Genomic DNA, 14487 nt, shown 5'->3' with positions numbered 1-14487 from the left:
TTTCCGTGGCCCTCTACGGCCGCTCTATACGTCCCGTACGTCCGTGCGAGCCCCGGGAAAACGACCGCGCAGGCCCCCTGGGAGGGGGCCTGCGCGGGTACGGGGAGCGGTACGGGACGGCCTGCGCGGCTACGCGGCTACGCGTCGAGCGGGTTGCGGCGCAGGGCGGGCGAGAGCAGCGCGACGAGCGTGGTGAGGCCCATGGCCGCGCTGAGGCCGAGGACGGTACGGGTGGGCCCGTACGCCTCCAGGGCGAAGCCGGCGGCGACGGGCCCGGCGGCCATGGCCCCGCCGCCGACCAGCATGGCGAGGGAGTTGGCCCTGCCCCGCATCCGGTCGGGGGCGACGCGGACCATGAAGACCCCGCCGGCGACGTTGAAGACGCCGCCGACGTAGCCGCTGGCCGCGAACAGGGCACCGAGGGCGAAGGGGTCGCGCAGGACCGCGACGGGCACCATGAGCGCGGTCCAGACGGCAAGGCCGCCGAGGACCAGGGCGCGCAGCGAGAACCGGGTGGACCACCAGCCGCCGGTGATGGCGCCGACGAGCCCGCCGACGCCGCTCAGCGAGAGGACGAGGCCGATCTCGAACTGGGAGCCGTGGTTCTCCTGGATCCCGGTCATCACCGCGAGGTTGAGGCCCTGGAAGAGCAGGTTGGAGACGGCCACGGCGGCCATGACGGCGCGCAGGAAGTGCTGGCGCCACATCCAGACCAGGCCCTCCTTGACGTCCGCGAGGAGGTCGGGGCGCGGGCCCGTGCGCTCGGTCTGGAGCTTGCCCCGGACCCCGAACAGCAGCGCGACGGAGGCGAGTTGGCCGACGAGCGCCGCCACGTAGGGGAAGGAGGCGCCGAGGGCGACCAGGCCGCTGCCCAGGGGCTGGCCGGCGATGGCCGCGCCCCTGGTCCGCGCCTCGTTCCCGGTGAGGGCGGCGGGGAGCTGCTCGGCGGGGACGACGGCGGGGACGGCGGCCCGCTCCGCGAGCTGGTGCAGGACGCCGAGCGTGCCCTCCACGAAGGCGGCGGCCAGCAGGGCCCAGAGCCAGACGTGGCCGCTGAGCAGCAGCGCCGCCACGGCTCCGGCGACCAGGGCCTGGCCGAGGCCGGCGCCGAGCATGATCCGGCGCCGGTCCCAGCGGTCGACGAGGGCGCCGCCGGGGAGCTGGACGAGGAGCTGCGGGAGGAGGAGGGCGGTGCCGACCAGGCCGGCGTCGCCGGGCGAGCCGGTGAGCCACAGCACGGTGAGCGGGTAGGCCACGGCGGTGGCCCGCCCGGCGAGCAGCGACAGCCCGGCGCCGCCCCAGAGCAGCGAGAAGTCCCGGTTCCGGCGCAGCGGAACGGCCGCCGGCGCCTCCTCGCCTCCGGCGGGGTCCCCGCTTCCCGCCCCGGCGGGGACTCCGTCCCCGGGCCGGGCTCCGGTGCCTGCTTCGGCTCCGGCGCTCGCTTCGGCTCCGGCCTCGGCCGCGCCCTCGGCTCCGGCCGTGGCCCGGCCGTCGGCCGCTGCCCCGGCGGAGGGTTCCACGACGGCAGGGGCGGTGCCGCCCTCCCCCGTGCTCCCGGCGCCGGAGGCGCTCGCGGCTGCGGAGGCCTTTTCGGCCAGGTGCCACGGGAGGACCGCCGGGTCCGTCGCCGTCTTCGGCGGCGGGGTCACCGTACGGCCAGGACGGGACGCGGCCCGGCCAGGTCGTCCGCGCCCGTTTCCGGGCCGGAGCGGGTGTACTCCAGTACCGCCATCGCGCTGTGCATCTTGTTGGCGGCCTGGGCGAAGGCGATGCTCATCGGCCCGTCCAGCACCTCCGCGGTGACCTCCTCGCCCCGGTGGGCGGGCAGGTCGTGCATGAAGACGGCGAGCGGACTGGCCTCCCACAGGCCCGCGGTGACCTGGAACGGGGCGAAGATCTCCCGCCAGTTCGCGTCGGGCTTCTCGGTGCCCGTGGTCTGCCAGCGCGTCGTGTAGACGACGTCGAAGCCCTCGGGCAGCGCGTCCATGTCGTGGCGCTCCTCCAGCACGGCGCCCGTGCGCTCGGCCTGGGCCAGCGCCCGCCGGGTGATGGACGGCAGCAGCCCGTAGCCGGGCGGGGTGCGCAGCTCGAAGTGGACGCCGGGGAAGCGGGTCAGGGCCAGGGCCAGGGCGGCGGCGGTGTTGTTGCCCTCGCCGACGTAGAGGACGCGCAGGCCCTCGATCCGGCCGAAGTGGCGCAGCAGGGTGGTGAGGTCGGTGAGGGCCTGGGTGGGGTGTTCCTCGGCGCTCATGGCGTTGACGACGGCCATCCGGTCCTGGGAGGCCCAGCCGCGCAGTTCGGCCTCGGGGCCGGCGGTGCGGGCGACGAGGACGTCGAGCATCCCGGACAGGACGCGGCCGGTGTCCTCGACGGACTCCCCGGTGTTCAGCTGGAGGTCGCCGGGGCCGTAGGCGACGATGCGGGCGCCGACGCGCAGCGCCCCGGAGGAGAAGGCGGTGCGGGTGCGGGTGGAGGTCTTGGCGAAGTAGATCCCGGCGACGAGGCCGTCGAGGGCGTCGGAGCCGGTGGCGGTGCCGGCCGAGAACTCGGCGCCCCGGGCGACGATCCGGCGCAGCTCCCGGTCGGTGAGGTCGTCGATGGAGATCAGGTGGCGGGCGGGGTGGCGGCCCTGCCGGTCGGTGGTGTGGCGGTCCATCGGATCAGCCCTTCCGGGGGTGGGGTGCGCCGTCCTGGCGGGCGGCGGCTTCGAGCGCGGTGGCGGTCTGGGCGACCGTGTGGTTGCGGAGCGCGGTGGCCAGGTCGAGGGCCAGTCCGTGCCGGCGTGCGGTGACGAGCAGCGGGGCCACGAGCAGCGAGTCGCCGCCGAGGTCGCGGAAGTCGTCGTGGACGCCGACCTGTTCGATGCCGAGGACCTCGGACCAGACCTCGGCGAGCACCTTCTCCAGGTCGGTGCGGGGGGCGGTGTAGGGCATCGGGGTCGCGGTGGCCTGGCGGGAGGCCAGGGCGGCCTTGTCGCGCTTGCCGTTCGCGGTCAGCGGGAGCTGTGCGACGACGGTGACGGTGGCCGGGATGACGGCGGCCGGCAGGACGGTGCGCAGCCGGTCGCGCAGGGCCGGGACCTCGACGGGCGCCCCGTCGGCGGGGACCACCCAGGCGGCGAGCCGCTTCCCGCCGTCGGCGGCGTCCACGGGGGCGACGAGCGCCTCGCGGACGGCCGGGTCGGCGGTGAGGGCGGCTTCGGCCTCGCCGGGTTCGACGCGGTGTCCGCGGATCTTGACCTGCTCGTCGGCGCGGCCGGTGAACTCCAGGACCCCGCCGGGCAGCAGGCGGGCCAGGTCGCCGGTGCGGTAGAGGCGGGTGCCGGGCAGCCCGTACGGGTCGGGCAGGAACGATTCGGCGGTGAGCGCGGGCTGTCCCGCGTAGCCCCGGGCCAGCCCCTCGCCGCCGAGCCAGACCTCGCCGGCGATGCCGTCGGGCACGGGCCGCAGCCGCTCGTCGAGGATCCGCAGCAGCACGCCGGGGAGGTGGGAGCCCAGCGGGACCAGGGTGCGCCCGGTGTTGGGGCGGACGTACCCGAAGGTCGCGGCGACGGTGGCCTCGGTGGGGCCGTACTCGGCGCCGAGCAGCATCCGGCCGCCCGCCGCGGCGATCCGGGCCGAGACCCGCTCGGCCTGCGCGGTCGGGTAGGCGTCGCCGGCGCAGACGGTGATCCCGGCGAGGCCGCCGAGCTCGCTGTCGGTCAGCTGCGCCTCCAGCAGCTGGAGGTGGCCGGGGGTCAGCCCGACGAAGGAGTACGGGGCTCCGGCCAGCAGGAGCGGCCCGAACTCCCCCGGCTGCCAGTGCTGCGGCAGCAAGTGGACCGGCTGTCCGGTCAGCAGCGGCGCGTACAGGGCGGGCATGCCCAGGTCGAATCCGACCGAGGTGAACCAGGGGGCGCCGCCGGTGCCCGCCTCGGCGTAGGCGCGTACGGCCCAGTCGAGGTAGTGGGCGAGGGCGCGGTGGCTGACCTCGACGCCCTTCGGGGTGCCGGTGGAGCCGGAGGTGTGCAGGACGTAGGCCAGCCGGTCCGGGTCGAGGTCCAGGCCCAGCGGGCTGCCGTCGCCCTCGTGGGAGACCGCGTCGGTGGTCAGTACCCGCTCCCCCGGCAGGATCCCGTCGAAGCGGCCGGCGTACGCGGCGCCGGTGAGGGCCAGTTCGAAGCCGAGCCCGGCGATGCGGGTGTCCGGGGTGCAGGGGTCGACCGGCAGCTGGGCGGCGCCGGCCTTCCACACGCCGAGGAGGGCGGCGACCAGCTCGGGCCCCCGGTCCAGCAGCACGGCGACCCGGGTCTCGGGGCCGGCGCCGAGGGCGCGCAGCCGGCGGGCGATGCGGTTGGCCCGCTCGTCGAGCTCCGCGTACGAGGTGCCGGGGGTGCCCGTGCCGGTGAGGGCGGTGGCCCACGGGGTGCGGGCGGCCTGCGCCTCGAAGCCGGCGAGGACGTCCACCGGGGTCTCGGGGTGCGGCAGCGGCGGGGCGGCCAGGCGGGCCTTCTCGTAGGTGCTGGGGAAGGCGCCGGTCGCGTCGCCGTCGGCCCCGGTGCGGGCCATCTCGGCGAGCACCGCCTTGTAGAGCCCGGCGAGCCGCTCGGCGTTGGCCTTGGAGAGGGTCCGCGTCCGGGAGGCGAGGGACATGTGGCCGCGCACCGGGGTGCCGACGACGAGCGGGAACTCGTTGGGGCTGTCGTCGCGGCTGGCCATGATGTCGATGAGCTCCACGTCGACCTGGTGGAAGTCCAGGTAGTGGAAGAGCACGTCGATGAGGTGGCTCTCGCCGCCGGGCACGCGCATGGCGGGCATCGGGTAGCGGCGGTGCGGCCACAGCGACACCTCGCGGGCGAACACCTCCTGGGCGAGCTCGCCCCAGGTCGCGGCGCCCTTGCGGTACGGGAAGGGCACGGAGTTGAGGTACATGCCGGAGACCCGCTCGGCGCCGGCCTCCTCGGGCCGGGCGTCGGCGACCATCCCGCCGCGGAAGGCCCCGGCCCGGGTCAGCAGGGACAGGACCTTGCTGTGCGCGGCGTGCAGGACGCTCTTGTACGGGACCTGCGCGGCCGAGGCGAGGGCGCGCAGGCCCGGCTCGGCCTCCGCGAGGGAGATGTCGATGCGGTAGCGCTCGTCCCTGCCGTGCGGGTCGCCGGCCCAGCCGGTGGGGATGGTGAACTTCTCGTGGCCGTCGACGAGTTCGCGCCAGTAGTCGCGGTCCTCGGTGCCGGCCAGGGAGCGCAGTTCGCCGGCGATGAAGTCGGCGTAGCGCACGGCCGGGACGGGCGGCGCCGGTTCGGGTTCGCCGCCGGTGCGCATCGCGTTGTAGGCGCGGAGCAGCTCCATCAGCTGGGAGTGGTAGCTCCAGCCCTCGATGACGGGGTGGCACTCGGTGATGGACAGCCACCAGCTCTCGTCGTCGACGAGGTGGACGGCCATGCGCATGAGGGGGGCGGCGGTGAGGTCGAACAGCTCCTCGCGGTCGCGGTCGGCGAAGGACCACAGGGTGGACTCGCGTTCCTCGCGCGGCAGGTGGCGCAGGTCCTCGAAGACGCACGGCATCGAGATGGTGCCGACGGCGTGGACCAGCTGGAGCGGCTCGCTGTATCCGGCCATGGCGAAGGAGGTCCGCATCACCTCGTGGCGTTCCACGATCAGGTCGGCGGCGCGCTGGAAGACCTCGGGGTCGAAGGGCAGGGCGTCGCGGATCCGGAAGGAGGTGATGTTGTGGTACCGGTTCTCGCCGCTGCGGCCGTGCATCTCGACGAGCATGCCGGCCTGGATCCGGGAGACCGGGTAGGCGTCGGTGACGTCGGCGGGGAGGGTGAGCCGGTCCTCGTCGGAGATCAGGGCGAAGGGGGCGACCGGGCCGTCCTCGCGTTCGGCGGAGCCGTCGCCGGCCTGGTCGCCGAGGGCGGCGCGCAGCCTGGCGACGGTGCGGTGTTCGAAGACGTCGCGGACGCTGGTCTCCCAGCCGGCCTCGCGCAGGGCGCCGACGAGGGAGACGGCGCGGATCGAGTCGCCGCCGAGGTCGAAGTAGTTGTCGTGGACGCCGACCTTCTCCAGGCCGAGGACCTGGGCCCAGACCGCGGCGATGGAGGCCTCCGCGGCGTCGCGGGCCTCGACGTGTTCGCCGACGGCGGTGGCCTCGCGGCCGGGTGCGGGCAGGGCGCGCCGGTCGAGCTTGCCGTTGGCGGTCAGCGGGAGGGCGTCCAGGCGCAGGTAGGCGGAGGGGATCATGTAGGCGGGCAGGGCCTCGCCGAGGACCTCCTTGAGGGCGGCGGGGGCCAGTGCGGCCTCGTCGGCGCCGGGCGCGGGCACGAGGTAGGCGACGAGCTGCTTGTCGCCGGGGGTGTCCTCGCGGACGAGGGCGACGGCCTCGCCGATGCCCGGGTGGGCGGTGAGGGCGGTCTCGATCTCGCCGAGTTCGATGCGGTAGCCGCGCAGTTTGACCTGGTGGTCGATGCGGGCGACGAAGTCGAGGCTGCCGTCGGGCAGGACCCGGGCGAGGTCGCCGGTGCGGTAGATGCGGGCGCCGGGGGCGCCGTACGGGTCGGGCAGGAAGCGTTCGGCGGTGAGGTCGGGGCGGCCGGCGTAGCCGCGGGCCAGGCCGGTGCCGCCGATCCACACCTCGCCGGGGACGCCGAGGGGCAGCGGGCGCAGGTGTTCGTCGAGGACGTACATCGTGGTGTTCGGGATGGCCCGGCCGATGGAGACGAGTTCGGTGGTGACGGGGCCGTGGGGGGCGCCGTCCGCGGCGAGGAAGTGCGCGGAGTTGCCGACGGTGATCTCGGTGGGGCCGTACTCGGCGGCGAGGCGGGTGCCGTCGGGGCCGGCGGCGGCGGCCCAGCGTTCGGCGAGGCGGTGAGTGAAGGAGTCGCCGGCGGCGATGACCAGTCCGGCCAGGTCGCGGACCTGCGCGGGGTCGAGCTGCTGGGAGAGCAGGTCGAGGTGGCCGGGGGTGAGCTTGATGAAGGCGTACGGTCCCCCGGCCGCGAGCAGTGCGCCGAGGTCGGCGGTGTCGAAGTCCTGGGGCAGCAGGCGGACGCTCTGCCCGGTCATCAGCGGGGCGTACAGGTCGGGGACGCCGAGGTCGAAGGCGACGGAGGAGAACAGGGGCGCTCCGCCGGTGCCGGCCGATGCGTAGGCGCCGGCGGTCCAGGTGAGGTAGTTGGCCAGGCCCCGGTGACCGATGAGGACGCCCTTGGGCTTGCCGGTGGAGCCGGAGGTGTAGATGACGTAGGCGAGCTGGTCGAGGTCGTACGCGGCGGGCAGTTCGGCCTCGGCGGTGGCCAGGGCGGTCCGCTCGGCGGGGTCGTCGACGACGACGACGTCGAGGGACACGGCCCCGTTCTCGAAGCGGGAGGCGTGCCCGGACTGGGTGACGACGAGGCGGGTACCGGTGTCGCCGAGCATGTAGGCGATGCGCTCGTCCGGGTAGCCCGGGTCGATCGGGACGTACGCGGCGGCGGCCCGCCAGATGCCCAGGAGCGCGGCGACGAGGTCGGGGCCGCGGTCCAGGAGGACGCCGACGGTGTCGTCGGGGCGTACGCCGAGCTGGACGAGGCGGCGGGCGAACCGGTCGGCGCGTGCGTCGAGTTCGGCGTACGTGAGCTCGCCGGAGGCGTGCCGGACGGCGACCGCGCCGGGGGTGGCGGCGGCCTGCGCGGCGATGGTCTCGAAGACGGGCCGCAGGGCGGCGGAGTCCACGGGGGCGCCGACCGGCTCGGCGGGACCGTCGAGGAGCAGGGCGCGTTCGGCGTCGCCGAGGAACTCCAGGGTGGACAGGGGGGCGCCGGGGTGTTCGGCGACGGCGGCGAGCAGGGCGGCGTAGTGGCCGGTGATCCGCTCGGCGGTGGCGGCCTCGAACAGGTCGGTGGCGTACTCAAGGGCGCCGTGCAGGGAGCCGTCGGGGCGTTCGGCGAGGTGCATGGTGAGGTCGAAGCGGGCGATCCGGCCCTGGGCGGCGACCGGAGTGACCGTGAGCCCGGGCAGGTCGGGGCTGTCGGAGCCCTGGCCGGAGGCCAGGTCGAACATCACCTGGAAGAGCGGGGTGGTGGACAGGTCCCGTTCGGGTTCCAGCTCGTCGGCGATCCGGTCGAAGGGGGTGTCCTGGTGGTCGAAGGCGTCCAGGACGGCGGTGCGGTTGCCGGCGAGCAGCTCGCGGAAGGCGGGGTCGCCCTGCCAGCGGCCGCGCAGCACGAGGCTGTTGTAGGCGTAGCCGGCCATCCGCTGGAGTTCGGGGCGGGTGCGGCCGGAGACGGCGGTGCCGACGCTGACGTCCTGCTTGCCCGTGTAGCGGCCCAGCAGTGCCTGGTAGGCGCTGAGCAGGACCATGAAGAGGGTGGCGCCCTCCTGTTCGGCGAGGGTGCGCAGCCGGGCCGCGGTGGCGGCGGACACGTCGAACTCGGCGACGGCGCCGGCCCAGCCGCGTACGGAGGGGCGGGGCCGGTCGGTGGGCAGGCCGAGCGGTTCGGTGCCGGTGAGCTGTCCGCGCCACCAGTCGAGGGCGGCCTCGGCGGCGGGGCCGCTCTGGCGGGCGTTCATCCAGGCCGCGTAGTCGGCGTACTGGACGGGCGGCTCGGGGAGTACGCCGTCCAGCGGGCCGGTGACGGTGCCCGCGGCCCGGTAGCAGGCGGCGAGGTCGGCGAGGAGCAGCGGCCGGGTCAGGGCGTCGCAGGCGATGTGGTGCATGACCACGACCAGGACGTGGTCGTCGGCGGCCAGGCGCAGCAGGCGGACCCGCAGCGGGGCCTGGGTGGCCAGGTCGAACACCTCGGTGGCGCGGGCCTGGGCAAAGGCGGCCGCGGCGGCGTCCCGGTCGGCCTCGGCGACGCCGGTGACCTCGGTGACGGCGTAGTCGACGGGGCCGGCCGGGTCGACGGCCTGGCGGGGTTCGCCGCCGTCGAGGAGGTAGCGGGTGCGGAGGACCTCGTGGCGGGCGGCCAGCGCGTCGAAGGAGCGGCGCAGGGCGCTCTCGTCGAGGGGGCCGCGCAGCCGGTGGGCGAGCGGCAGCAGGTATTCGGGGCTGTCCGGGTCGAGCTGGTGCAGGAACCACAGCTGGCGCTGGCCGGCGGAGAGCGCCAGCGGCGCGTCGCGGTCGGCGCGCGGGATCCCGGTGCGGGCGGGGGCGCCCGCGGCGCGGCCCGCGCGTCCGGCGAGCCGTCTGCGCAGCAGCTCCGCCCGCAGCTCGTCCTGCGTGGGTGCGGTGGGTGCGGTCACGGCTGGTACTCCCTGTGGGCGATGGCGAGTTCGGCGTGGTCGAGGGTCTCGATTTCGAGGCGGACGGCCTCTTCGACGGCGGCCGCGAGACCGGCGACGGTGGGGTGCTCGAAGACGGCGCGCAGCGGCATCTCGACGTCGAACTCCTCGTGGAGGCGGGCGATGACGCGGGCGGCGAGGACGGAGTTGCCGCCGATCCGGAAGAAGCCCTGGCGGGAGCCGATCCGGCGGGTGGAGCCGTCCTCCCCGGCGAGGACCTCGGCCCAGATCTCGGCGACGATCTCCTCGACCGGGCCCTCGGGCGCGGTGTACGGCTCGTCGGAGAGCGCGGCCGCGAGGTCGGGCGCGGGCAGGGCCGCCGTGTCGACCTTGTTGTGCCGGGTGAGCGGGATCCTCGGTACGGGCACCAGCAGCGCGGGCACCATGTAGTCCGGCAGGCGGCGGGCGCAGTGGTCGAGGAGTTCGGAGTCGCCGGGCGGGTTGGCCCCGGCCGGGACCCAGTAGCCGATCAGCGCGGCGGTGGAGCCGGCGCCGTGCACGACGACGGCGCACTGGGAGACCCCGAGGTGCTCGGCGAGGACGCCCTGCACCTCCCCGGTCTCCACGCGGCGGCCGCGGATCTTGGCCTGGCCGTCGGCGCGGCCGGCGAACTCGATGGTGCCGTCGGCGGACATCCGGGCCCGGTCGCCGGTGCGGTAGAGGCGGGCGCCGGGGGCTCCGTACGGGTCGGGGACGAAGGCGGCCGCGGTCAGGTCGGGGCGGCCGTGGTAGCCGCGGGCCAGTCCGGCGCCGCCGACGCAGAGTTCGCCGGTGGTGCCGTACGGGACGGGCTCCAGGTACGCGTCGAGGACGCGGGCGGTGACGTGCGGGTAGGCGCGGCCGACGGGGACGGCGGTGGCGGTGTCGTGGGCGTCCCAGCGGGTGGCGGCGATGGTGGTCTCGGTGAGCCCGTACTCGTTGACGAAGCGCAGCAGGCGGCGGGACAGGTCCCGGGCCAGGGCGGGCGGGCAGGGCTCGCCGCCGGTCTGGCCGACGAGCGGGCGCCGGCCCAGGCCCGCGTCGATGAGCATCTGCCAGTGCGGCGGGGCGACCTGGAGGTGGCTGACGCCGTGCTCCTCGATGAGGCGCAGCTGCGCGGCGTGGTCGGCGAGGTCCCGCTCCTGGGCGAGGACCACCCGGCCGCCGGCGACGAGCGGCATCAGCAGCTCGGTGCAGGAGATGTCGAAGGTGGGCTGGGCCAGGGCCAGCCAGGCGTCGTCGGGGCCCTGGCCGAAGTCCAGGTGGGCCTGCGAGGCGCGGAGCATCGCCAGCAGGGTGCGGTGTTCGACGGCGACGCCCTTGGGCCGGCCGGTGGAGCCGGAGGTGTACATGATGTACGCCAGCCGCGCGGGGTCCGCCGGTGCCTCCGGCGGTGTGCCGGGCCAGGACAGCAGCCCCTCGGTGTGCTGCTCGCCCGGTCCTTCGGTACGGGTCAACGAGGCGAGCCCGTCGGCGGCGAGCGCGGGGTCGCTGCACGCCGCCAGGGCGGCGGCCCCGGCCGCGGCGGCGAAGTCCGCGCTGGGGGCCCAGCCGGCGATCCCGGCCCCGGGCCGCCCGACGGGGTCGGCGGCGGCGGAGCCCGGCGATGCCAGGCGCGCGTCGGTGTCCACCGCCAGCCAGGGGCCCTCGTGGTGGCCGCGGAGCCGGGTGGCGCCGGCCAGGTCGGAGACGAGCAGGGTGACGCCGGCGTCCCGCAGGACGTAGCCGAGGCGCTCCTCGGGGGCCGCCGGGTCGAGCGGTACGTAGGCGGCGCCGGCCTTCCAGGTGCCGAGGTAGGCGGCGATCAGGTCGGGGGTGCGGCCGAGCATCACGGCGACGGTGGTCTCGGGGCCCGCCCCCAGCTCCCGCAGCCGCTGCCCGAAGGCTTCGGCGCGGCGCTCCAGGCGGGCGTAGCTCCAGCTCTCGCCGCCGCAGACGACGGCGGTCTCGTCCGGGGAGCGGCGGGCGACGGCCGCGATCGCGGTGTGCACGGCGTCTTCGCCGGCCCGGCCGGCGCCGGGCTCGGGCGCGCCGGGGCCCAGGGCGAGGATCTCGCCGCGCAGGGCGTCCGGGAGCAGGACGGCGCGGCCGAGGCGTACGCCGGGGTCGGCGGTGACGGACTCCAGGAGCCGTACCCAGCCGGCCGCGAACCGTTCGACGGTGGCCGCGTCGAAGAGGGAGGTGGCGTACTCGACCATGCCGAGGAGGGAGCCGTCGGCCTGCCGCTGCACGACGAAGGTGAGGTCGGTGCGGGCGGAGCGCCAGGCGCCGCGGAAGGCGTCGAGGTCGTCGCCGCCGGCGGCGGTGCCGGTGCGGCCCTCCTCGTGCAGGTCGAACATGACCTGGTAGAGGGGGGTGCGGCCGGGGTCGCGGGCCTCGTCCAGTTCGGCGACGAGCCGGTCGAAGGGCAGGTCCTGGTGGGCGAAGGCGGCGCGGGCGGTGTCCCGTACCCGGATGAGGGCGTCGGTGAAGGCGGTGTCGGCGGGGGCGTCGCAGCGCATCACCAGGGTGTTGAGGAAGAAGCCGACGACGTCGGCGACCTCCGGCCGCTCGCGTCCGGCGACGGGCACGCCGACCGGCACGTCCCACTGGCCGGTGAGCCGGGCCACGAGGGTCCCGAACACGGTCAGCAGGGTCTGCTGGAGGGTCGCGCCGTGGCCGCGTCCGAGGGCGGCGGCCCGCTCGGCCAGTTCGGCGGGGACGGTGAACACGTGGGCGGCGCCGAGTCCGTCGCGGACGGCGGGCCGGGGCCGGTCGGCGGGCAGGTCGACGGGGAGGATGCCGTCCAGGGCCCGCTTCCAGTAGGCGAGTTCCCCGTCGGCGGCGGTCCCGGCCAGCCGGCGCCGCTGGTGGGCGGCGTGGTCGGCGTACTGCACGGGCAGGGCGGGGAGCACGGCGGCGGTGCCGTGGTGCGCGGCCTCGGCGAGGGCGAGCAGGTCCCGTTCGAGGACGACGGAGGACCAGCCGTCGCAGGCGATGTGGTGGATGGACAGCACGAGGTGCAGGGAGTCCGCCCCGCGCACGGAGAGGGCGCGCCAGACGGGGCCGTTCTCCAGGTCGAAGGGCCGGCCGAACTCGTCCTCGATCAGGGCGCCCCGGGCGGCCGCGGTCTCCGCGCGGGTGGTGCGCAGTTCGACGCGGGCCTCGGCGTCGGCGGTCTGCACGGGCTCGGTGCCGCGCAGGACGTAGCGGGTGCGCAGGATCTCGTGGCGCTCGGCGAGGGCGGTCAGGGCGGCGGCGACGGTCTCGTCGGCGTAGGCGTGCGGCAGGGTGATGAAGACGGGGGCGTTCCACTCGGCGCTGCCGGGCCGCATCCGGTCCATGAGCCACAGGCCCTGCTGGCCCGGCGACAGGGGCAGGCCCTCCTCGGGGCGCTCCACGGGCCGGACGGTGTCGTCCGCGTCGGGGGCGTCGGCGGCCAGGGCGGGGGCGTCGGCGAGGAGGGCGGCCTGCGCCTCCACGGTGGTGGCGGTGAACAGGGCGCGCAGCGGGACGCGGGTGCCGGCGGCGGCCGTCAGGGCCTCGGCGAGCCGGCTGAGGAGCAGGGAGGCGCCGCCGAGCTGGAAGAAGTCGTTGGTGGCGCCGATCCGTTCGGCGGGGATGCCGAGGAGGGCCGACCACTGCTCGGCGACGACCCGTTCGGCGGGGGTGCGCACGGGGACGTGCGCGCCCTCGTCGGCGCGGGCGGCGGAGGCCGGCTCGGGCAGGGCGGAGCGGTCGATCTTGCCGTTGGCGGTGAGCGGGAACTCGGCGACGGGCACGTAGACGGACGGGATCAGCGGGTCGGGCAGGGCGCGGCGCAGGAAGGTGCGCAGTTCCTCGGGGCGCAGCCGCTCGCCCCGGGACTGGACCCAGGCGACGAGACGGTGTCCGCCCGAGCCGTCGGGGACGGCGGCGGCGACGGCGGCGCGCACCCAGGGGTGGGCGGTGAGGGCGGCCTCGACCTCGCCGGTCTCTATGCGGACGCCGTTGACCTTGACCTGGTGGTCGAGGCGGCCGAGGTACTCCAGGGTGCCGTCGGCGAGCCAGCGGACGCGGTCGCCGGTGCGGTAGAGGCGCTCGCCGGGGGCGCCGTACGGGTCGGGCACGAAGCGTTCGGCGGTCTGGTCGGGGCGGCCCTGGTAGCCGAGGGCGAGGCCGATGCCGCCGGCGTGCAGTTCGCCGGGGACGCCGACGGGGACGGGCCGGCCGGCCGGGTCGAGGACGAGGGCCCGCATGTGGGCGATGGGCCGGCCGATGGGGACGGCGCCGGTCTGCTGGGCCGGGTCCCAGCGGTGCTCGGTGATGTCGACGGAGGCCTCGGTGGGTCCGTACGTGTTCCAGATCTCGGCGCGCGGGGCGAGTTCGGCCAGCGCCCGGCAGAGTTCGGCGTGCAGCGGCTCGCCCGCGCTGAAGACGAGCCGCAGGGCGCCGGCGTCCTCCCAGCCGGACTGTTCGACCAGGCGCCGGTAGACGGAGGGGACGCCCTGGAGGACGGTGACGCCGTGCGCGGCGACGGCGCGCAGCAGGGCGGCGGGGTCGCGTTCGGCGTCCTCGGGGGCGATGGCCACCGCTCCCCCGCTGATCAGCGGGGAGAACAGTTCGAGGCCGGCGGCGTCGAATCCGATGGTGGTCTTGAGCAGGAAGCGGTCGGCGGCGCCGAGCTTGTGCCGGTGGGCCAGCCAGCGGACCCGGTTGGCGATGCCGCCGTGCGGGACGAGGACGCCCTTGGGGCGGCCGGTGGAGCCGGAGGTGTGCAGCACGTACGCGGGCCGGGCGGCGTCGGGGGCCAGCGGGAAGGCGGCTGCCTCCGCGTCCGGTACGGACTCCGGTGCGTCGGCGATGTCGAGGACGGCGGTGCCGGCGGGCAGCCGGGCGGCGGTGCCGGACGCGGCGAGGACGACGGCAGCGCCGGCGTCCTCCAGCACCAGGGCGAGCCGGGCCTCGGGGTGGCTGGGGTCGAGCGGGACGTAGCCGGCGCCCGCGAACCAGACGCCGAGCAGTGCGGCGACCAGTTCGGGGCCGCGCGGCAGGCAGACGCCGACGAAGTCGCCGGGGGCCACTCCCCGGGCGCGCAGGGCGGCGGCGTAGCGGCAGGCGAGCCGGTCCAGGGCGGCGTAGCCGAGGGCGGTTCCGTCGGCGTCGAGGACGGCGGGGGCCTGGGGGGTGCGGGCGGCCTGGGCCCTGAACAGGGCGGGCAGGAGCAGACGGCCGGGGGCGGATCCCGACTGCGTACGGTCGTTCACGTTCTCTCCTTCATCGGGATCGGGTGGCGTCGGCCGTGCCC

4 protein-coding genes are annotated in these 14487 nt (G+C 76.1%); all 4 read right to left on the bottom strand.

Features of this window, described 5'->3' with window-relative positions; translation table 11 throughout:
• Positions 1-137: 137 nt before the first annotated feature.
• Genes AC069X_RS07420 through AC069X_RS07405 form a run of 4 tightly spaced genes read right to left on the bottom strand, consistent with a single transcriptional unit; the run spans position 138 to position 14446 of the window.
• Positions 138-1649, bottom strand: a complete 1512-nt coding sequence (locus AC069X_RS07420; protein WP_478726067.1) for an MFS transporter — start codon at positions 1647-1649, stop codon at positions 138-140.
• The gene (locus AC069X_RS07415; protein ID WP_478726065.1) at positions 1646-2656 is read right to left on the bottom strand and encodes an ornithine carbamoyltransferase; all 1011 of its coding nucleotides are present in this window, start codon (positions 2654-2656) and stop codon (positions 1646-1648) included. The genes AC069X_RS07420 and AC069X_RS07415 overlap by 4 nt, the downstream gene beginning before the upstream one ends.
• A 4-nt stretch (positions 2657-2660) precedes the next feature.
• The gene (locus AC069X_RS07410; protein ID WP_478726063.1) at positions 2661-9203 is read right to left on the bottom strand and encodes an amino acid adenylation domain-containing protein; all 6543 of its coding nucleotides are present in this window, start codon (positions 9201-9203) and stop codon (positions 2661-2663) included.
• Positions 9200-14446 carry an amino acid adenylation domain-containing protein gene (locus tag AC069X_RS07405; protein WP_478726062.1) on the bottom strand — a complete coding sequence of 1749 codons (5247 nt, stop codon included), beginning with the start codon at positions 14444-14446 and terminating at the stop codon, positions 9200-9202. The genes AC069X_RS07410 and AC069X_RS07405 overlap by 4 nt, the downstream gene beginning before the upstream one ends.
• Between the last annotated feature and the right edge of the window lie 41 nt (positions 14447-14487).

The sequence above is a fragment of the Streptomyces sp. NPDC043896 genome (assembly GCF_056435605.1).
The sequence above is the reverse complement of the archived record's forward strand: the minus strand, read 5'-3'. Positions and strand labels throughout refer to the sequence as shown.

Bases quoted from the DNA above. Each gene is read 5' to 3' on its own strand.
- AC069X_RS07415 (WP_478726065.1), bottom strand. From the start codon at position 2,656: ATGGACCGCCACACCACCGACCGGCAGGGCCGCCACCCCGCCCGCCAC.